We start from the raw sequence: 21,034 nt of genomic DNA, 5'->3' as shown, positions 1-21,034 counted from the left end.
GATTGATAATCGACAGCTGGCAACGGCATCCTTTCCTTCGACTGTTGATGCCGTTGGTAGTTGGTATTTTGTGTGGAGATGCGTTTCCACACGTGCTTTCTGCATGGGAGTATGTGGCAGGTTTTCTGCTTTTTCTTTTTATCATAGGCAGATACAAGCATACCGGATGGGTGTATGGAGCGGCGGTATACCTTTTCTTGGGTGGTACGGGGCTCTGCTTGATGAGTTGGCAGCAGGGAAAGACGGCATTTCCCTTTTCGGGCAAACCTGCTGTTTATAGGGTTTGTATCCGCGAGCATCCCGAAGAGAGGGAGCGCAGCATATTGTGCAGGGTTGTCCTGCTGGGAGAGGTAGAGCAGGATGCAGTTACGGGTTGCCCCCGGAATCATCTTTTTCTGGCTTATTTTCCGAAAGATTCTGCTACGGCCACTTTGCGCAGTGGTGATGAGTTGCTGGTATCTACCCGGCTTGTTCCTCCGGCAAACAATGGTAATCCCGACGAGTTTGACTATGCTCGCTACCTGAGGCGGAAAGGCTATAGCGGCACGGCTTACGTGGCTGACGGACATTGGCGGAAGACGGGGCATGATGCCTCTCGCACTGTCAGCCAGGTGGCACTGGATTATAGGGAGAAAGTGATTGGCTTATACCGGAGTTTGGGTTTTGAAACTGATGAATTGGCGGTACTTGCTGCGTTGACAGTGGGGGATAAAGAGGAACTGAGTGATGATATTGTGGAGACCTACTCCGTTTCGGGAGCCAGCCATGTACTGGCACTTTCGGGATTGCATATAGGGTTTCTGTATGCTTTGCTCTTGTTTGTGCTTCGTCCTTTGTGGAGGCGATGGCGGCGGTTGAAACCTTTGTTGCTTTTGCTTCTGGTCCTTTTCTTGGTGAGTTTTGCTTTTTTCACGGGATTGTCCTCCTCGGTGGTGCGGTCGGTTGTCATGTTCTCTTTGTTGGCGTTTGCCGGTTTGCCGCCGGAAAAGCCGCTGACTCTGAATACGCTGGCGGCAACTGCTTTCCTGATGCTGCTGTGCAAGCCGGCCTGGTTGTTTGATGTCGGTTTTCAGTTGTCATTCTCGGCGGTTACAGCTATTGTACTTGTACAGCCTAAGTTGTATGCCCTTTGGAAGGTTGACAATTGTTTCCTGCGATATTTGTGGGGACTTATGACAGTGTCTGTGGCAGCTCAGCTGGGTACGGCCCCTTTGGTCATTGTCTATTTCTCCCGTTTTTCCACTCATTTTCTGTTGACTAATCTTTGGGTAATTCCCATGGTGTCACTCGTTCTGTATTCGGCGGTCTTTCTGTTGATGCTTACGCCGCTGCCTTTTGTACAACATCTGTTTGCAAGGGTAGTAGAGGCATTGGTACATGTCCAGAATGAAGTGCTTCGCTGGATAGAGCATCTTCCCGGCGCTGCTGTCGATAATATTTGGTTGGATATATGGGGCGTTCTGCTCGTCTATCTGTTCTTGGGGATGGCATATTATGGCTTTCTACGCCTTACGGTACGTAGAGTCTGCTTTGCGTTGCTGGCATTGTTGGCAGTGGTTTCCTGGCATTCCCTTTCCATCATGTCCAATGCTCCCCGGCAGGGGATTGCTTTTTATAGCGTGAGAGGCTGTCCCGTTGTCCATTGTATGGCAGACAACCGTCATTCTTGGTTGGCATGTACCGATAGCTTGCCGGATATGCCGCGTCTGTGCCGTGCCCTTTCTCCACATTGGAACCGCCTGCGTCTGGAGACTCCCCGACTGGTTGCCGGAGATTATACAACTCCCGGCTTATCCATGCGCAATCAGATTGTCTCTTATGCCGGTAAGTGCATCTGTCTTCTTTCCGACAACCGTTGGAGAAACAAGAACTCTTCCCGTCCCCTCTCAGTTGATTATTTGTATATCTCCAAGGGGTATCAAGGTGGGATAGAGGAACTTACTTCGCTCTTTTCCATAGGGATGGTGGTACTTGACTCTTCTCTTTCAGACTATTATCAGAATAAGATTGCCAATAATTGCGTTCGCTTAGGTATTCCCTATCTTCTTCTTTCTCAAAAAGGTTCTTACCGCATATTGTTATAAATCACAAACTTTTTGTACTTTTGCCCCTTCAATTTGTTATAAACGCCAAATAGTAAATAGTCAATCGTCAAATAGTAAATAAATATATGTTGACCAAAGTAATAGAACAATCCAAGATAGACCATTTCACCAAATGGTTTGACCGTGCAGACAAGATAGTAATCGTTTCGCATGTGGGCCCCGACGGGGACGCCATCGGCTCTTCTCTGGGCTTGTGGCACTTCTTCAGCTCGCAGGGAAAGACGGCGAATGTTATTGTGCCGAACGCTTTCCCCGACTTCTTGAAATGGATGCCCGGGAGCAAGGACATCCTTCTGTACGACCGCTACAAGGAGTTTGCCGACAAGCTGATTGCCGAGGCGGATGTCATTTGTTGTCTGGATTTTAATGCTATCCATCGTATAGATGCCATGGGTGACGCTGTTCTTGCATCCCCGGCAAGAAAAATACTGATAGACCATCATCTCCATCCGGAGGATTTCTGCAAGATTATCATCTCCCATCCGGAGATATCTTCCACTTCGGAACTGGTTTTCCGCCTGATTTGCCGTATGGGCTATTTCAGTGACATTTCAAGGGAAGGTGCGGAATGTATCTATACGGGCATGATGACCGATACCGGCGGGTTCACCTATAATTCCAATAATCGGGAAATCTATTTCATCATCAGCGAACTGTTGTCGAAAGGTATTGATAAGGACGAGATTTACCGCAGAGTGTTCAATACTTATTCAGAAAGCCGTCTGCGCCTGATGGGATATGTCTTGTCACAAATGAAGGTCTATCCGGACTATCATGCAGCCTTAATTTCCTTGACTAAAGCCGAACAAAGCCAATTTGACTATGTGCGTGGAGATAGTGAAGGGTTTGTGAACATTCCTTTGAGCATCAAAGGGGTGATTTTCTCTTGTTTCCTGCGTGAAGATACGGAGAAGCCGATGATAAAGATTTCTTTACGTTCGGTCGGTACGTTCCCTTGCAATCAGCTGGCTGCCGAGTTCTTTGGCGGCGGTGGTCATTTGAATGCTTCCGGCGGTGAATTTTATGGAACGATGGATGAGGCCCGCAAGGTCTTTGAGCAGGCTTTGGAGAAATACAAACCGCTGCTGAATGCCAAAGGATAAAAAAAGTTCAGTTGTAAAGGTTAAAAGTTACGAACTTTCTATCCGCAGCTTTCAACTTTCAAGGAAATCAGATACTTTTGTACGAAATTACTAAATAACAGAAATGAAGAAACTTACTTTATTCTTTTTTGCCTTACTTGCAGTTTGTTTAGCCTTCCAGGCATGCGATAATTCTAAAACTTATGCCGAAATGCTTGAGGAAGAAAAAGATGCCATCAAAGCGTTTATCAAAGACAGTAGTATTGTCGTTATTTCTCAAAGTGAATTCTATGCGCAAGATTCGACAACGGATGTAAGCAGGAATGAGTATGTGCAGCTGGCAAGCGGGGTGTATATGCAGATTGTGGATAAAGGTTCGACGAATCCTGCAGATACAGTTAAACCGAATGATTTGGTTTTGGTGCGTTATGAAGAATATGGATTGATAGAAAAGGCGGTGACTTCATCTAATTTGAATAATCCGACAGTTGTGGATGAATTCAGATATACGGTTACTTCTTCATCTATAGCCGGACTTTTTACACAAGGATATATGCTTGCATATTATGGATCGTCCGTGCCTGCCGGTTGGTTGGTCGCTTTGAATTATGTACGTGATGGGGCGCATGTGAAACTGATTGTACCATCTAAGATGGGGCAACAGACTGCCATGCAACAAGTGTATCCTTATTATTACGATATACATAAATTCCAAATTTGGAACTAACCTATAAATTTTAAATCATTAACCTATGACTCTAATCAAATCTATTTCTGGAATCCGCGGAACCATTGGCGGTGGTGCCGGCGAGGGATTGAATCCGCTCGACATTGTGAAGTTCACTTCAGCTTATGCTACCCTGATTCGTAAGACGTGTACTGTAAAAAGTAACAAAATCGTGGTAGGGCGTGATGCCCGCATCTCTGGCGAGATGGTCAAGAACGTAGTAGTCGGTACCTTGATGGGTATGGGCTGGGATGTAGTGGACATTGATTTGGCTTCTACTCCGACTACCGAGCTGGCTGTAACCATGGAAGGTGCCAGTGGAGGTATTATCCTGACTGCCTCACACAATCCCAAGCAGTGGAATGCGTTGAAACTGTTGAATGAAAAGGGCGAATTTCTGAACGCTGCCGAAGGTCAGGAAGTACTCCGCATTGCAGCTGCCGAAGAATTCGATTATGCCGAAGTGGACCAACTCGGCTCGTACCGTCAGGATTTAAGCTACAACCAGAAACATATCGACAGCGTATTGGCGCTTGACCTTGTAGACGTGGAAGCTATCCGAAAGGCAAACTTCCGTGTAGCCATCGATTGTGTAAACTCTGTAGGTGGTATTATTCTGCCGCAACTACTTGAACAACTTGGTGTTCAGCACGTAGAGAAGCTCTATTGCGAACCGACCGGTAACTTCCAGCATAATCCCGAGCCTCTGGAAAAGAACTTGGGTGACATCATGAACCTGATGAAAGGAGGGAAGGCAGATGTTGCATTTGTTGTAGACCCTGATGTAGACCGCCTGGCAATGATTTGCGAAGACGGCAAGATGTACGGTGAAGAATATACACTGGTTACTGTTGCCGACTACGTATTGAAACATACTCCGGGCAATACGGTATCCAATTTGAGTTCGACCCGTGCCTTGCGCGATGTAACTCGCAAGTATGGGCAAGGATATTACGCTTCCGCCGTAGGTGAAGTGAATGTAACTACCAAAATGAAGGAGGTAGGTGCCGTTATCGGTGGCGAAGGAAACGGTGGGGTAATTTATCCGGCCAGCCACTATGGACGTGATGCCTTGGTAGGTATTGCCTTGTTCTTGAGCCATCTGGCACACGAAGGCAAGAAGGTGAGCGAACTCCGTGCATCCTATCCTGCATACTTCATGGCAAAGAATCGTGTAGACTTGACTCCTGAAACAGATGTAGATGCTATTCTTGCCAAGGTGAAGGAGCTGTATAAGAATGAAGAAATCAATGATATAGACGGTGTGAAGATTGACTTCCCCGACAAATGGGTTCATCTGCGTAAAAGCAATACGGAACCGATTATCCGCGTTTATAGTGAGGCCGGTACACCAGAAGCTGCCGAGGAAATCGGTCAGCAGATTATGAAGGTGATTGAAGACCTGGCAAAATAAGACTGATTGTAATGACTGTTATATGTCCCACTTTTTTTTTGGAGAGTGGGACTTTTTTTAGGGAGTATTTATTGCTGCTACAATTCGATGACTTTCTCTATCTCTTCTTCAAAGTTTGGAGTAAAGACTTCCTTGCCTATGCTTTTTTTGATTTCATCAATGCTCCAGAAACGTCCTCCGTCCAGCTCGTCACTGGGATGTATTTCACCGTCGTAGACCGTTTTGTGTACGAAGACCAGTTCCTTTTCGCGGGCAGACTCGAAGACATAATGCAAGACGGTTTCGGGAACAAAGTCGGTAATGCCGAGTTCTTCGCGTACCTCGCGTTTCAGCGCCATCTCTACACTTTCACCTAAATCGACGTGTCCGCCTACGGAGGTGTCCCACTTCCCCGGTTGTATGTCTTTCCATTCGGGACGTTTCTGCAGATACAGCTCACCTTTGGAATTGAATACATGAAGATGGATTACCGGATGCAGCAGTTTGCTACCGTTATGGCATTCGCCACGGGTGGCGGCACCTATGATGTTGCCTTGTTCGTCGACAAGGGGGAACATCTCTTGATTGTTATCGTGGTTCATTGTGTTTAGGGTATTAATAATGATGAATCTCCATAGCTCAGAAAGCGGAAATCATGTGCCAGTGCATAGTTATAAATCTTCTGCCAGTCGCCGTGTACGAAAGCTGATACGAGCAGCAGCAAGGTGCTTTGCGGTTGGTGGAAATTAGTCACCATAGCCTTCACGATTTTGTATTCATATCCCGGGGCGATGATGATTTGAGTGCTGGTATGCAGAGTCTCCATACTATGCTTGTCAAGATAGGCGACAATGGCTTGCAGGGCTTCTACTGCAGGGGTGGTGGCAGCCTTGGCAGACATTTCATAAGGTTGCCATTGGTGGACGTGCAAGTCTTCCTCCGTGGCTTCGGGATTATTCAGTAAGGTGGCTCCGATGTGATAGAGGCTTTCCAATGTGCGCACCGAAGTTGTCCCTACGGCCACTGCCTTGCCGTCGTGCGCTATGAGTTTTTCCAATGTGTTGCGCGAGACGGAGATGTATTCCGTATGCATTTCATGCCCTTCTATTTCTTCACTTTTCACCGGTTTGAAGGTTCCGGCTCCCACATGGAGTGTCAGTTCTTCCAATTCTACTCCTTTATTGCGCAATGCGTCCAATACGCGTGGGGTGAAATGCAGTCCCGCTGTAGGGGCAGCCACCGAACCTTTGATTTTGGAATAGACAGTCTGGTAAGTCTCCTTGTCACTTTCCTGGGTTTCCCGGTTCAAGTAGGGAGGGATGGGCAATTCACCGAAGACCTCGAGAATGTCGGCAAAAGTCACTTCCGGATTATTCCAGCGGAAGTTTACCCAATGGCTGGTTCCGTGGCATTCGCCCCGTTCGGCGGTCAGGGTGAGTGGTTTGCCTTTCACGGTCATCTCACGTCTTAGCATGCCTTCTTTCCATTTTTTCAGGTTGCCGACCATGCAGAGCCAAGCGGTATGCTCGGTTTGCTGGAAGTTGAGGGCATAGTCGTTCGGCTGTATAGGTTCTAGGCAGAATACTTCAATCAGTGCTCCCGTTTCTTTCCGGAAATGCAGGCGTGCTTGGATGACTTTGGTATTGTTGAATATCATCAGGCTTCCCGATGGCAGATACTCCGGCAGTGAAGTGAATCTGTCTTCTGAAACTTCTCCGTGGCGATACAATAACAGTTTGGACTGGTCACGTACGGACAATGGGAACTTTGCAATGCGTTCGTCCGGCAATGGGTAGTTGAATTCGCTGATTCTGATATGTCTGGGGTCTTCTTTCATGATGGCTTTCTCTTTATTATATCGGCTGCAAAGGTACGGATATTTGGGAAGATTTGAAGAATAAGGGAAATAATTCCTAACTTTGCAGGAAGAAAGTAGGAAAAGACAAACTAAAAGATACGTTACTATGAAGATAGGAGATAAAGTTCGTTTCCTCAGCGAAGTTGGGGGTGGTGTTGTGACAGGATTTCAAGGGAAAAACATCGTGTTGGTGGAAGATGCCGACGGTTTTGACATACCGATGCCCATAAACGAATGTGTGGTGATAGAGACCGATGATTATAATATCCCCACTCCGGCAGCCAAAGCGGCTGCCAAGAAGAAGCGGGAAGAAGAGCAACAATTGCGTACGACTGCTACTGCGGCAAGGCCGTCTGCTATGGAGTCTCAGGTTTCAGAGCCTCAAACGGTCCGTTTGGAGAAACCGCAGATATCTGTTTATCGTCAGCCCGAGATGAAAGGCGGAGATATCCTGAATGTTTTTCTGGCTTTTGTTCCGGAGGATATCAAGGCTGTCAGCACTACACCTTTCGAGGCATATTTGGTGAACGACAGTAATTATTATATGTATTATACCTATTCGAGTGCTGAAGGAAAGTCCTGGACAGTCCGTTCGCATGGTTTGATAGAGCCGAATACGAAACTTCTGCTGGAGGAGTTCGAAAAGTCCGAGTTGAACGACCGTGAACGTGTGATGGTACAGCTGGTGGCATTCAAAGATAACCGTGCGTTCACAATGAAACCGGCTGTCAGTGTGGAAGTCCGCATAGATATGGTAAAGTTCTATAAACTGCATACATTCCAGCAGACGGTTTTCTTTGAAACACCGGCCTTGGTGTATGATATTGTCCGGAATGACCAGCCTGCCAAGCAGGTGTATGTTTCGGCAGAGGAACTGAAGGAGGCTTTGATACAGAAAAAAACGGCAGATACTCCATCCAAACCGCAGACGGTCATCAAACGTGGGGGCAAGAATGGGATTGTCGAGATTGACCTGCATATCGGCGAGTTGCTGGATGACACCTGCGGCATGAGCAACAGTGAAATATTGAATTACCAACTGGACAAGTTTCGTGAAGTGATGGAACAATACAAGAAAAAGCGCGAACAACGCATCGTCTTTATTCATGGCAAGGGGGATGGTGTACTTCGTAAAGCGCTATTGGATGAGTTGAAACGTAAATATTCCAATTGCCGCCACCAGGATGCTTCGTTCCAGGAGTACGGATTTGGGGCGACGATGGTGACGATTAAATAAAATCAAGTATTTGAATAGTGAATAGGGCAGTTCAAACGTTGGAATGCCCTATTCATTATTTTTGATGGCTTATTAGCTAAATATTGTACTATGATGTGATTTTTTGTTTCGTTTTAATAAAGCGGTAACGTATGCTCTTTTATGGCTGAGAAATACGCCTTATACTTGACGGCATTTCGCAAAAATATTTTAAGTTTGTAGATGTATTGAATAAATAATCTAATTACGGGAAACATGGGAGAGAGGATGGATAAGCGAATTCGATTTTACATTTATTGGATATTAGGGCTTGTGTTTCTAGGGGCTTGTGCGCCCGGAGATGAAGAGGACGTATACACAGAGATGAGAGCTTTTGAGGATTTTTCCCGTATAAATGGAGACTCTGTGGCCATTGTGCCCCGAAAGGTGAGGTTGAAGGCTCTTCAAAAGATGGAAGAGGCAAAGGATAGCTTGGTCAAATATAATTATCTGGCAATGACACTGAAAACATATTTGATTACTTCACAGCTTGATTCGGCGCAAATCGTAATCCAGCAGATACATGACTTTATTGAAAGGCAGCATAGTTCTTCTCAAATGGCAGATTTGGAGTCTGAATGTTTCAATATGAAGGGAAATATCTTTGCACGCGTTGGGAATATGGATTCTGCCGAAATTTGCTTCCGGAAGGCTTATGAATTACGGATGAGAGGGACTAGGATTGAAGTGGTGCCGGATATTTTGATGAATCTTGCTGATGCGAATAACCGTTTAGGAAAATTGGATATAGGGGCAGCTTGGTATAGGAGAGCTTTGTTGATGTGTGACTCTTTGCATGTAGCTTCTACCAAGAAACCTCCCATTTATTATGGTTTGGCACAAGTATATGTTACCATGCGTGATTTCGAACAGTGTGATTACTATTATAATCTGGCAGGGGAAAGCTATGACAGTATGCTGCCTTATGAAAAATATATTTATTTGAATAATAGAGGGACTTCTTACTATTATAGGGAGGATTACCAGACAGCGATAAAATATTTCCAAAAGGTTATTGATTTAGTCGAAGGATATGATGATATGAGTTTTGAACTTAATCTGGGGAGGTTGAATTTGGGAGACTGTTATCTTCAACTGAATATGGTTGATTTGGCTGTTAAATATATAAATGAATGCCAACCTTTTTTTGAGGAAATGGGGGTGAGTACTGCACTATATTATATCGATACGCAGAAAATAGAATTAGCCCTGCTTCAGAAAGACTTTCAAGAAGCACGCCGTTTATTGTCCGAGAGTGTAGTTCCTCCGGGCATCGACCCTGATATGGTACATATCCGTAATAAATACCTTCAGCAGTTTTACGAGGAAACCGGCAACTACAAGAGGGCTTATCACTATCTGCAGAGGAACAACCTGCTTGATGATTCTATCAGGAATGAGCGTGTCCGGATGCGTACGGCAGACTTGACTTTGCGTTATCAGCAGGATTCTACCTTGATGGCACATCGGGTTTTGCTTCAGGAGCAGAAAAACGAGGTGCTGGTGCTGAGGCAGACACAGTTTGTCGTGTTTGCTGTAGCTGTTGTATCTATATTGACGGCGGTTTTTCTTTATCTGTACAGCAAAAAGAAACGTGCTTTGTTGCTTGCACGGAATCATCGCACAGTCTCTACACTTCGTCTGGAGAATATCCGTAACCGCTTGTCCCCTCATTTCATCTTCAATGTGCTGAACTGGGAGATGGCGGAGCGGAATGTAGAAGAAAAGCAAGAGCTTTCGTCGCTGGTAAAACTGATGCGTCGCAATCTGGAATTGGCGGAACAACTGTGTGTAACCTTGGCAGAGGAGCTGGATTTTGTGAAAACATATATTAATCTGGAACGCCGTTCTTTAGGTCCGGATTTTCATTCGGAACTGAAGATAGAAAAGGATGTGCAGCCGGAGCAAATAAGGATTCCGTCTATGATGATTCAAATTCCGGTTGAAAATGCAGTGAAGCATGCGTTGCGCGAGAAGGAAGGTGAACGTAATCTTTGGGTTTCGGTCTGTCGCCGGGGAAACGGTATCTGTATAAAGATAACGGATAATGGTGGCGGTTATCGTCCAGACAGTCGGAACTGGGGCACGGGGACGGGAATGAAAGTCATTATGCAGACCATTCAGATTCTCAACAATAAGAATAAGGAGGCCATTGATGTTTCAGTGCACAATGTCTCTCTACAGAGTGGTGAGATGGGATGTGAGGTGACTTTCTGGTTGCCAGACAACTACGATTACAGGATTTAAAAGAACCGTTTAATCTCGTTTTTTGCAAGGATAGGCATATTTACGGATAAATAGTCCGTAAATGGCTTCTTGTTGCTTTGTATGGGAGCAGGATTATGTATATATTCGCGAAAAGAAAAACATAAAAGAAACATGGATAAATATAAGGTTGCAATAGTTGACGACGATGAGGTGGCTCTTGAGAATCTGAGTTTTGAATTGGGAAAGGATGCACGCTTTTCTTTGAAGGGAACTGCCCGTAATGGCAAGCAAGGGAAAAAACTCATTGCCAAGGTACAGCCGGATTTGTTGTTCTTGGATGTGGAAATGCCGGATATGACAGGAATGGAACTACTGCAGGAAATACGTGGCAGTGTTTCATGGAACATGCGGATTGTTTTCTATACGGCTTATGATAAGTATATGGTTCAGGCTATCCGGGAGGCTGCGTTCGACTATCTGTTGAAACCTTTTGAAGAGCAGGAGTTTCGGGATATTCTTGCACGTTTTGTAGAGCAGGCAGAAGCTGGGCAGAGAATGTCATATCCCATTGGTGCGCCGTTGCATACCGGACAGACATTTATCGTATTTACGCCAACCAATGATATGCGTGCATTGCGTCCGGCTGAAATCGGTTTTTTTCGCTATTGCTCCGAGCGTAAACAGTGGGAGGTGATACTAAACAACCAGCCGCCATTGGTGCTGCGTCGCGGAATGACTGCTGAGCAGATTACTCAATATTCATCCAGTTTCGTGCAGATACATCAATCGTATATTATCAATATTGATTATCTGATGATTATAAAGGATAGCAAATGTATGCTTTATCCACCATTTGACAAAGTGACGGAACTGCTGGTTTCCAGAAAGTATAAGAAAGAACTGCAAGACAGATTCTGCTTGTAAAGTGATAAGAATTATTTGGTTAGGGAGTTGACGCCGCAGACTTTGGTGGCGTTGACGTAAAGAAAAGGCATTGAACCTTTAAAGTCCAATGCCTTTTTATTTATCAAATACAATTTTCGTATTCATCAGAAGCGAAGCTTATTTCACTTCGATACCTTTGTTCTGCAGTGTGACATTTAATACTCTGGCATAATCAGCATACTGCTTTTCATTCAGAGTCTTTTTCATCAACTTCAGATTACCATAAACTGCATTACGGAGTAACTTCTCCTGATTCTTCTTGGAATTTGTAGCGCGTTCCATCTGTTCTGTAAAATATTCGCAGATGTTTGCCACTTCTTCATGCTGGTTGGAATCCAGATTCAAATACTTGCTCAACTTTGTTATGTTGATATTACCTTCCCATTTTGCAGTTGTAGGTTGGTTTCCTGCTGCAAATGTTGTAGCAGTCAGGCAGACTGCTGCCACTAATGTTAATCCTAAACGTTTCATAATACCTACTTTTTAATTGTTATTCCTAAAAACTAATCTCAATCTAATACCTATTGAAAACTCTCTAAGCGCTTAGCTTTTTCTTTTTACCTATGCAAATATAGATATATGTTTTATAACACAAAAATGGATAAGTAAAAAAGTGTAGTTTATACCTTCATTTCTTGACTTAAATCAATTTTGTAGTGTGAAAATGCTTTATTTGGATGCTTTTTGTAATACGAATGTAATGTAGGTTAAATGAAATTCAGTTTATTATAATGGATAAAAGGGGTTTTATTAGTCAAAATGTTATCGCCAAACAGTTTCGGGCAATTCTATGATTACTCTGCTTTCCGAGCAGACTCCCACAAAGCCTAATCCGCCTATGACGTTGCAAGGCAGACTGATAGGTTCCATTAAAGCATCGTCGTAATCCCCATCATCCAGGCAGTTTAAGGCTTTCAGGTAGCGGTATTCGGCTTCAGTGATGCTAAGCAGCCGTACGGTGATGGTTTGTTTGCGGGATATATGGTCGTAGTAGTGTCCCTCTACCGGATAATATTCTTGGTAGAGAGGGGTATATACTTTTAATGTGGCATACGAATCACGGAAAGTGTTATCATTGAATATATTGTATTTGTTATTGATGGTGGGAAACAATTCATTTTCTTCATCATCATAGTTTCCGGGATGGCCGTCAGTCAGTATAACATCTTCCCGGTTAATGATTTCGTTCTGCCGGGGAGCAAGGATGGTGGTGTCTCTGGGTATGAAGGCCCAATGCCAAGAGCCGTCCTCGTCTTCCACTTTGATGAGGCTGCCGTTTTCATCTTCCAGGTATTCTTTCCATTTGCAATAGTAACTACGGTCATTCCAAATGTCCAGCCGGTAGTAGTTCTTCTCGTTGGGGCGGTCTTGCAATGTAATTTTGTATTGGCGGTAAAGGGTTTGTCCGCTGTACTCGCGCAGGTAGGCCAGGCAAGTGTCCACGTGCAGGCTCTCTATCGGTTGTGGCACGGTGACCTCGGCACTGGCATGGTATTTCCCGTTTTCGGCAGTGGCTTCCAGACGTATGTTGTCGCCGGGATGCAGTGTGCTGGTCAGACGATATTTCTTGAAACGTATACTTTTCAGTAATGATTCATAAATGTCCTTATCAAGTTCTCCTTCCAGATGCCCATAAATTTCTTCCGGGGAAACCGCTTTCGGAGTTTCTGCTATTTTGCCATTGATGTAGAGGGAAAGAGTTGCTTCGTTCAAATGCTCAATACTATAGCCCTCGCCTAAATGGAGATAGACATCATTCTCAGCTTGTCCGGTTTCGAGCAAGGCGTTCATGATGATTTGCGGATCTTGTTGTCCGGGATTGTAAGGAATCTCGTTTTCGCAGGCTGTTAGGAAGCCTACAATAGTTATATATATAATAAGGTGTAATTTCATTTTTGTTTTCATATGCCGGATTTGTTTTTAAAATCTATAAGTATAGGTAACAGAAGGAATACAAGGCAGTATTGTTATTTTCTTGATGACAGTTTGAGCTTTCTTCTGCCCGGTATTTCCATGATAAATACTTTCGTAGAAATCATCGTAGTATACGTTGTATCCATTTTTGTATTTGCTGTAAACGATGTTCGGATTCATGGCATTGTATGCATTGTAGATACTGATATTCCAGGTACGCATACCATGTTTGGTCTTCTTGTTGAAGTTGACGCCGAGATTCAAACGATGGCTGGCGGGAAGGCGGTAATTGTTACGCCGGGAGATGTAGCCGGTTTCCTCAATAGAGCCATCGGGTTTGATGATGATTGTTGCCTTTTCGGGGATAGTGATACATCCACCGGTATTGAATATCCAGGAAGCTCCTGCATCAATGCGGTCACTGAACTTATGGCTGAGATTGAGGCTGATGCTGTGGCGGCGGTCATATTTGTAGGGGAACCATCGGCCTTGGTTGATGGTACCGTTCTTAAAACGGTGATCGGTCTTGGATAGGGTATATGCCAGCCAGCCGGTAGTCTTGCCCAATGTTTTCTGTGCCATCAGTTCCAGACCGAAGGAGCGGCCTTCGCCCGTTTCTACTTTTTCCTCCCAGTTGGTAGAGGTGCCGAAGAAGGATACACCGTCTTGATATTCAAGTATGTGTTTCATCTGTTTATAATATCCCTCGACGGAGAACTCCCAACCCGGCAGTCCGGAATAGTAGCCTCCTATGGAGAACTGGTTGGCATACATCGGACTGATGTCTTTGGTAATGGGTACCCAGAGGTCGGTAGGCATAGACAGCGGAGTAGAGGACAGCAGATGCACATACTGTGCCATGCACGTATAGGATGCTTTGGCAGAATATCCTTGTCCGAGGTCATAGCGGGCGGAAAGGCGGGGCTGCAACGAATAGTAGCTTTTCCCTTGTGTGTGGAACAGCGATGTGCGTACACCTGCATTCAGACTGAGCCTGGCGTTTACATTGAAATTGTCTTCGGCGTAAAGGGAGATTTCTTGTCCGCGCATGGCATGGCTGTTGCTGGTATTGTAAACCGTATCTTCCTGGAGGGCGCCATTATCTATATCTTGTATTTTCGAGGTAGCTATTCCCGGACGGAACGTATGGTGGATGTACTCTGCACCGAACTTGATGTGGTGCTGCGGCATGGGGGTGTAGTCAAAGTCCATACGCGCACTCCAGTCACGGATACCGGAGTTGAACTTGGAGGAGTAATAGTATCTGTCTTGTACTTTATTGGCGACAGTATAGGTATCTTCTATGTTTCCGTCCAGCCCCATCTCATATTTGTTGTATGAGACGGTGGTGTTGCAAAACAGCTTGCTGTTGAATACATAGTTCCAGCGGCCGTAGGCGATGGTGTTTCCCCAATTCAGATGGCTGTTGTCCTTGGAATAATTCTTAATGCTGTTGTCGTAATTGTCACCGTGGTAGTCACTGTCATAATGATAGTGGTCTTTCCCCTTGTAGAAACTGAGGAAGATGCGGCTACGGTCGCTGAACTTATGATTGACCTTTGCATTGACGTCGTAAAAATAGTAGTTGTATTTGTCGGAATAGGTGTCGTCTTTGTCTACAATGAGATTTTTGAAGAATAGGGTGGGGATGGCTCGTGCGCTGAAACTGAAGGAGGTCCGTTCTTTCCAGATAGGGCCTTCGATATGCAGTTTGTCCGTCAACAGGCCTATGCTGAATGCGCCGTGGTATTTATGCATGTCTCCGTCGTTGGTCCGTACATCTACTATAGACGAAAGACGCCCGCCGTAGCGGGCAGGAAAAGAACTTTTGAAGAGTGTGGTGTTCTTTACCGCTTCGGGCGTAAAGATGGAGAATACTCCCAACAGGTGGTCTGCGTTGTAAACTGGAATTCCGTCCAGCATAACCAGGTTTTGGTCGGGACCTCCCCCTCGCACATACATGCCAGCAAAACCTTCCATGCCGGCTTGCACACCCGGCATCAGCTGAATGGTCTTCAGCAGGTCGGCTTCTCCCAATATGGACGGGGTATGCCTGATTTGTGTCATCGGTATCTCATGCGCTCCCATGGCTGTGCTTTCTATGCCGGCCTCCCGCTTGTCCGAGAGCACTACGACCTCTGCCAGCTGGTTATTACTGTCCAATCTGACGTTGAGCAAGGTGTCTTTCGTCAGCTCGAACCGGCTATGCCGGCTTTCGTAGCCCAGGTAGGAGAAAACCAGTTCCGTTTCCCCTTCCGGCAAGGTGAGGGAATAGAAACCGAAAGGATTGGTGGCAGTACCTGTGGAACGACGACTCTCAAGGATATTGGCACCAATCAGCGTCTCGGAAGACGCTCCGTCGGTCACGTATCCGCTGATGGTGAACTTACGGCTAACGGGTTTCTGCGGCACGGGCCGCTTATGGAGTAGAATGTGCTTTCCGGATATTTCGAACGTGATGGGTTCGTTTTCAAAGGCACGTTGCAATATCTCACTGATGTTCTTTTGTTTCATCTCCAGTGTGATGCGGTGCGTGAGCTTTACTTCTTCCCCATAGATGAAGGAGAATCCGGTTGCATTTTCCAGTTGCTTCACGAAACTCTCTAAAGTTGCGTTACGGATATTCAGGTTTATACGTGTTTCCTTGTTTTGTGCTGGTGCATGGAGTGAGGAGCTTAAAAGAACCACACACATCAGAAGTACGGTTCTGATGCGGTGGTGCGAACAGATAGTAGAGCTGGTCATTGTCAGTTAAGTTTAGTAGTAAGGATAATGGTGTTGTTTTCTTTTTTATAGGTAAAGTTACCGGCTTCCTTCAGTAGGTCGAGGATTTCTGTAAGACTCTCCCCTTCGCGGAAGGTAGCTGTCATGTGATAGTTCTTCAGGCTGTCTCCTTCGATACGTATATCGGTACGGAACGTTTCGGAAAGTTGACGAACGATTTCCTGCAAGGGTTGCTGATCGAATGTCAGTACGCTATGGATTACTTGGGTTTCCTCGGTAGTATGTACGGCTTCTGTGGGAATGGCTTCCCGTTGCGGTGCTACGTATAAGAACTGATAGGCTGCCCAGCTCGTTACACAGAGCAGGACTACGGCTGCGGCACTGGCTGTACGCATCCAGAACCGCTTCATGCTGCGGCGCTTTAACAAACGGCTTTCCAGCAGCTTCCAGCTGTTTTCTGCCGTAAAGCGTCCTCGTGGGGAACGGGTAGAAGCAACCAGTTTGTTCAGTACCTTGTCGAAATTCTCGTTATTCACTTTCATTTTTGGCAATTTATTAAGAGCCTATGACTCCTTTCCTGCATGTAAAGACAGCTGCTTTTCAGGAATTCCCTATGCCTATATCCTGAAATAATGTTAATCTAAAGCTCTTTGTCCGTGAAAGTCCGTCCAGCTTACGTGTGACTTCCTTGCTTCTCTGTTTCAATCAATAGGGAAAGTCTGCATGAGATGTGCATCTCATACATACATACGCGGCTTCTTGCGAGGAAGATAAAGCAGAGTTCACTCCGTCAGCAATGCTTCCTTGAGTCTTGTGAGTGCTTTTTGCAGTTGCGCGTCTACTGTCTTAGTGCTGATGTTCAGCTCCTCCGCCACTTGTGCATAGCTTTGTTTCTCTTCGCGCAGGCGGATGAATACTTCACGGCAACGCTCCGGCAGGCGGTCGAGCGCCTTGACATATCGGGCAAACAGTTCTTCGCTGATAAGAGTGTCTTCGGGGGAATCGGCTTGGTCTGAAAGTTCGGGAAGCTGTTCGGACGAAAGTGTAGGGTGCCGGTTCTCTTTTTCCAGGTAATTGAGGGAGGCGTTTTTGGTAAGGATAAAGCAGTAATCCTCTATGTTGTTCACTTCCGGCAACCGGGTGCGTTGTTCCCAAAGCTTCATGAAGACGTCGAGCACAATTTCTTGCGCCCACTCTTCGTACTTCACGAAATAGCAGGCAATACGGAACAAACGGTCGTAGCACAGATTGTAGAAACTGTGAAAAGCCCGTTCCGAGTCTTCTTCCTTCATTTGGCGCAAGTAGCGTCTGACTTCTTGTTCGGTCATGCAGTCTCCCGGTTTTGCTGTTAATCAATGAACATCAGGTCGCTTATTATGCCGTCCGAAACAAAGATGCCTTCCCGGGTCAGGCGCAGGCGGTCTGCCTGCATCTCCAGTTTGTGGCTTTGGAGGTATGGAGCCGCTATTTTCATGCAATATTGGCATAATTCCGTGCCGAAGGCTTCTTCCGTATATGTCAGGGAGGCTCCCCACATGGTACGCAGGGAAGTCATGATGTATTCATTGTAACGGGTCACTTTATCCAGGATTTCTGTTTCGGAGGAACGCTGTCCCTCTTCAATGGACTTTATGTATCTTTCCAGAGAAGCTGTGTTCCATTCCCTTGTCTCCGCATTGAAGGAGTGGGCGGAAGGGCCGCAGCCCAAATACGGAATGCCTTTCCAGTAAGCGGTGTTGTGGCGTGAGTACATGCCGGGCTTGCAGAAGTTGGATATTTCATAATGCTCATACCCCGCGGCTCCCAGGGTGTCCATGAGCGCCGAGAAGAAGCGCAGGCTACTCTCTTCATCTACTTCGCTGATGCGGTGGCTTTGCAGCATTTCGTAGATGCGGGTACCTTTTTCGTAAGTCAGATGATAAGCGGAGATATGCTCCACATCAAGGCCGACGGCTTGTTGCAGGTCGCATTCCCACCGTTGGTCTGTTTCATCCGGCAGTCCATAGATAAGGTCGATGCTGATATTCCGGAAGCCGGCTTGGCGGAGGCGGTGTACGGCTGCGATGGCTTGCGTGGCATTATGCCGGCGGTTCAACAGTTTCAGGGTGGGGTCGTCGAATGTCTGTATTCCCATGCTTATGCGGTTGAAGGGGAGGGTACGCAGCATGGACACATATTCTTCCGTCAGGTCGTCGGGATTGGCCTCGAGGGTAATTTCTTCGGCATGTTCTGTTCCATACACCTCTTTGATAGTCCGGAATATCTGCTCGAAATCTTCGTGGGCGAGCTGTGAGGGAGTTCCTCCGCCAAAGTAGATGGTCTCTATCGGTTCTTCCTTCAGATAACCCTTGCGGGTTTTCAGTTCAGTGCACAAGGCATGGATGTACTGCAGCTTCAATTCGCTGCGAGTGGTGGAATAGAAATCGCAATAGATACAGCGTGTCTTGCAAAAAGGTATATGAATATAGATGCCTGCCATGGTATGCTTATGGATATTTATTGCAAAAATAGTCTTTTGGCAGGAGAATATATCGGTTTTCGGGACATTTAATGTAATATGGAAGGAGTCAGTGTCTTGGTGTGTATTCTCAGTTTTGTCTGTAATCCGGAAAAATAGAACATTTTTTGAGTCGTATGGAAATTCATTATTCCGAATAAATTCCTTTTCTTTGTTATCAGAAAAAGGAATAGGTGTCTATTAAAATAATGGGTAATATGTTTGAAGGACTTGACTTTTGGTTTGAACAGATTATAGCTTATTGTATTGCCTTTGTACTGGTGCAGTTCATGCAGAAACAAATATAACGGTAAATACTTTAGTCATTTCCGTCGTGGAATGATTTAATCTTGGGCTTTTTTCTTGTGATTTCTGAGTTTCTGGGGCACTAATGACCGATATTTACCCCTTTTTGAAACAATAGTGCCCCCGAAATTACCGGGGATGGGGTAATTTGCAGTATTGAAAAACAAACTTAAATAATATCATGAGAAAAAGTAACTACTTATGGCTGCTGCTGGTGGCAGTTTTATTGCTGCCCGTTCAGGAAATGGCTGCCAAGAAGAAAAAAGAGAAGGAAGTGACAGACCGCGAACTTTGGGTCGGGGTGTTGTATCAAATGGCTGCTCCGGACTGAGCAATATGAGTGAAGGGAAGCTCTAGGAAAATATGCAGGTGGAGCTTAGCCCCACTTGGGATGGACGCGACAAACGGGTGACCTATATGGAATGCTTCGGCCGTTTGATGGCGGGGTTGGCGCCTTGGTTCTCTTTGCCGGACGATGACACTGCCGAAGGCAAACAGCGCAGGCAACTTCGCGAGTGGGCATTGAAAAGTTATGCGCAGGCGGTAGACCCTGAAAGCCAGGATTACCTGCTTTGGTGGAAAGAGGGGCAGCTGCTGGTCGATGCCGCTTATATTGCTGAAAGCTTCCTGCGAGGATACGATGCTTTGTGGGTGCCTCTGGATAGTTTGACTAAACGGCGTTACATTGAAGAGTTCACCCGGTTGCGCCGTGTGAACCCTCCTTATACCAACTGGCTGCTGTTCTCGTCTACGGTAGAATGCTTCCTGCGCAAGGCTGGGGCTAAGAGTGAGGCTTACCGTATTGTCTCCGCTCTGCGCAAGGTGGAAGAGTGGTATGTAGGTGCCTTGCCCCTGGGCTTGTCCGCTGACCATCCGTTCTGGACAGATGCTCCGCAGGCATGGACCTAGAAAAAGGCGTGGAATTATCTGACTACTGTAGCCTTGCAGCCCGATGGTCGCATAGGGTATGTACAGCCGATTGGCGAGAAAGCCATTCACGGACAAGTGGTTGATGCCCACTCTACTGCTAACTTTGGGGTAGGGGTATTTCTGCTGGCAGCTTGTGAGATGGTGCGTTTTTTGAATGCCGACTGATTTGAGAGAGTAAATAAGTGTATATGTTACACAACATATACACTTTCTTTGTATTATAATGTATATAGTGTTAATTTTACACCCGTTAAAAGGTTTAATATAAAAAGATTATGATTGTACGGATGAAAAACACTTTCCGGATGCTTTTGGCGGCAATGCTATTGTCGTTGTTTGCACTTCCGGGATATTCCTGGCAAAAATCCTTTCCCCAAAAAGATTATGTAGCTTATTTCACTGGGAATAGTGGCGATGAAGAAGCTGTCCGCTATGCTGTAAGCATGGACGGTTATACCTACTGGGCATTAAATGATAATGAACCGGTAATCGATTCGAAAGTCATCAGCTCCACCGGGGGAGTCCGCGACCCGCATATCTTCCGTTGCGAGGATGGCAAGACTTTCTATACAAAACCCCATTCAGAACTTTGCTTTGGCGCCCAATAACCTGACGGATGCTCCGCAAATCTGCCTCGACTTTATGAAACAAGTGCCCACTACTTGGGACGAGACCCGTTTCATTGACGGCTATCCAGGGAGACATATTGTTCTTGCCCGTTGTCATGGCAACACGTGGTACATAGCCGCTGTCAATGCAACGACGGAACCTCTGAAACTGAAACTTGACCTTCTTATGCTGGCAGGACAAGAGGTATCTCTGTATAGTGATGACAAGAAGATGCAGCCTCAATTAAAGCTGCAGAAGATAAAGACTGATGGTTCTCTGCAACTCACGGTTCGGCCGCAGGGAGGGGCGGTAATCGTGAAATAAAGAAGGCATGGAGCAACCCTTGTTTTGTAATGATATATTACGACGGATTACTTATTTTTTAAATATTTGATTATCAAGTGTCTATAATTGGCCTAATTCAGCCGTATACTGAATGGCATTCACTATACGACTGAACCCTATTCACTATACGACTGAA

General features: G+C 45.8%; 15 protein-coding genes and 4 pseudogenes. 11 read left to right on the top strand and 8 right to left on the bottom strand.

The genetic code is table 11. The annotated features are described in order from the left end of the window. The first annotated feature begins 47 nt into the window (after positions 1–47). The 4 genes from EYA81_RS04935 to glmM all read left to right on the top strand — a co-directional run bounded on the left by EYA81_RS04935 (position 48) and on the right by glmM (position 5,328). A complete protein-coding gene (locus tag EYA81_RS04935) occupies positions 48–2,084 on the top strand; it encodes a ComEC/Rec2 family competence protein (protein WP_131226413.1) in 2,037 nt (678 codons plus the stop codon). An 86-nt stretch (positions 2,085–2,170) separates the two neighbouring features. Next, positions 2,171–3,208, top strand: coding sequence for a bifunctional oligoribonuclease/PAP phosphatase NrnA (locus tag EYA81_RS04930; RefSeq protein WP_117600850.1), 1,038 nt, complete (start codon positions 2,171–2,173; stop codon positions 3,206–3,208). Positions 3,209–3,311: 103 nt separating this feature from the next. Beyond that, positions 3,312–3,914 (top strand): DUF4827 domain-containing protein, encoded by a 603-nt coding sequence (locus EYA81_RS04925; RefSeq protein ID WP_117600851.1) that lies wholly within the window; start codon positions 3,312–3,314, stop codon positions 3,912–3,914. A gap of 25 nt (positions 3,915–3,939) precedes the next feature. Continuing rightward, positions 3,940–5,328: a phosphoglucosamine mutase gene (gene glmM, locus EYA81_RS04920; RefSeq protein WP_117600852.1), complete on the top strand. Its 1,389-nt coding sequence runs from the start codon at positions 3,940–3,942 to the stop codon at positions 5,326–5,328. 77 nt (positions 5,329–5,405) lie between these two features. Here glmM and EYA81_RS04915 read toward each other — a convergent pair whose 3' ends face one another. Together EYA81_RS04915 and EYA81_RS04910 are read right to left on the bottom strand one after the other, a co-directional pair. Beyond that, the gene (locus EYA81_RS04915; RefSeq protein WP_098032152.1) at positions 5,406–5,909 is read right to left on the bottom strand and encodes an NUDIX domain-containing protein; all 504 of its coding nucleotides are present in this window, start codon (positions 5,907–5,909) and stop codon (positions 5,406–5,408) included. Between the two features lie 5 nt (positions 5,910–5,914). After that, positions 5,915–7,144, bottom strand: a complete 1,230-nt coding sequence (locus EYA81_RS04910) for an S-adenosylmethionine:tRNA ribosyltransferase-isomerase (protein WP_117966711.1) — start codon at positions 7,142–7,144, stop codon at positions 5,915–5,917. Between the two features lie 127 nt (positions 7,145–7,271). On the opposite strand from EYA81_RS04910, the gene EYA81_RS04905 reads away from it, so the two are divergent. The 3 genes from EYA81_RS04905 (at position 7,272) to EYA81_RS04895 (ending at position 11,552) form a co-directional block, all read left to right on the top strand. After that, entirely contained in the window at positions 7,272–8,402 is a 1,131-nt protein-coding gene (locus EYA81_RS04905; protein ID WP_119961184.1) for a DUF2027 domain-containing protein, read from the top strand. Positions 8,403–8,636: 234 nt separating this feature from the next. Continuing rightward, positions 8,637–10,667: a histidine kinase gene (locus tag EYA81_RS04900; protein WP_131225416.1), complete on the top strand. Its 2,031-nt coding sequence runs from the start codon at positions 8,637–8,639 to the stop codon at positions 10,665–10,667. Between the two features lie 132 nt (positions 10,668–10,799). Continuing rightward, positions 10,800–11,552 carry a LytTR family DNA-binding domain-containing protein gene (locus EYA81_RS04895; RefSeq protein WP_057097582.1) on the top strand — a complete coding sequence of 251 codons (753 nt, stop codon included), beginning with the start codon at positions 10,800–10,802 and terminating at the stop codon, positions 11,550–11,552. Positions 11,553–11,690: 138 nt separating this feature from the next. On the opposite strand, the gene EYA81_RS04890 is transcribed toward EYA81_RS04895, so the two are convergent. The 6 genes from EYA81_RS04890 to hemW all read right to left on the bottom strand — a co-directional run bounded on the left by EYA81_RS04890 (position 11,691) and on the right by hemW (position 18,690). Further along, positions 11,691–12,044 carry a hypothetical protein gene (locus EYA81_RS04890; RefSeq protein WP_005830102.1) on the bottom strand — a complete coding sequence of 118 codons (354 nt, stop codon included), beginning with the start codon at positions 12,042–12,044 and terminating at the stop codon, positions 11,691–11,693. A 291-nt stretch (positions 12,045–12,335) separates the two neighbouring features. Further along, on the bottom strand, positions 12,336–13,478 hold the full coding sequence (locus EYA81_RS04885; RefSeq protein WP_057087168.1) for a DUF4249 domain-containing protein: 1,143 nt from the start codon (positions 13,476–13,478) through the stop codon (positions 12,336–12,338). A 15-nt stretch (positions 13,479–13,493) separates the two neighbouring features. After that, positions 13,494–16,232 carry a TonB-dependent receptor domain-containing protein gene (locus EYA81_RS04880; protein ID WP_227201683.1) on the bottom strand — a complete coding sequence of 913 codons (2,739 nt, stop codon included), beginning with the start codon at positions 16,230–16,232 and terminating at the stop codon, positions 13,494–13,496. A 2-nt stretch (positions 16,233–16,234) separates the two neighbouring features. Then, positions 16,235–16,753 carry a DUF4974 domain-containing protein gene (locus EYA81_RS04875; protein ID WP_117600857.1) on the bottom strand — a complete coding sequence of 173 codons (519 nt, stop codon included), beginning with the start codon at positions 16,751–16,753 and terminating at the stop codon, positions 16,235–16,237. A gap of 240 nt (positions 16,754–16,993) precedes the next feature. After that, positions 16,994–17,539: an RNA polymerase sigma-70 factor gene (locus tag EYA81_RS04870; RefSeq protein WP_131225415.1), complete on the bottom strand. Its 546-nt coding sequence runs from the start codon at positions 17,537–17,539 to the stop codon at positions 16,994–16,996. Positions 17,540–17,559: 20 nt separating this feature from the next. Beyond that, positions 17,560–18,690: a radical SAM family heme chaperone HemW gene (hemW, locus tag EYA81_RS04865; RefSeq protein ID WP_117966726.1), complete on the bottom strand. Its 1,131-nt coding sequence runs from the start codon at positions 18,688–18,690 to the stop codon at positions 17,560–17,562. A 505-nt stretch (positions 18,691–19,195) separates the two neighbouring features. Here hemW and EYA81_RS04860 point away from each other — a divergent pair. The 4 pseudogenes from EYA81_RS04860 to EYA81_RS04845 all read left to right on the top strand — a co-directional run. Further along, positions 19,196–19,857 (top strand): annotated as a pseudogene (locus tag EYA81_RS04860) (DUF2264 domain-containing protein); the annotation flags it as partial. Positions 19,858–19,923: 66 nt separating this feature from the next. Beyond that, positions 19,924–20,109, top strand: a pseudogene (locus tag EYA81_RS04855) (glycoside hydrolase family 88 protein); the annotation flags it as partial. Positions 20,110–20,219: 110 nt separating this feature from the next. Beyond that, positions 20,220–20,513: pseudogene (locus EYA81_RS04850) on the top strand (glycoside hydrolase); the annotation flags it as partial. Further along, positions 20,512–20,877: pseudogene (locus EYA81_RS04845) on the top strand (glycoside hydrolase family 97 C-terminal domain-containing protein); the annotation flags it as partial. The pseudogenes EYA81_RS04850 and EYA81_RS04845, both read left to right, overlap by 2 nt. Between the last annotated feature and the right edge of the window lie 157 nt (positions 20,878–21,034).

Source organism: Bacteroides sp. A1C1 (assembly GCF_004328515.1).
GTDB classification, from domain to species: domain Bacteria; phylum Bacteroidota; class Bacteroidia; order Bacteroidales; family Bacteroidaceae; genus Bacteroides; species Bacteroides uniformis.
The sequence above is the reverse complement of the archived record's forward strand: the minus strand, read 5'-3'. Positions and strand labels throughout refer to the sequence as shown.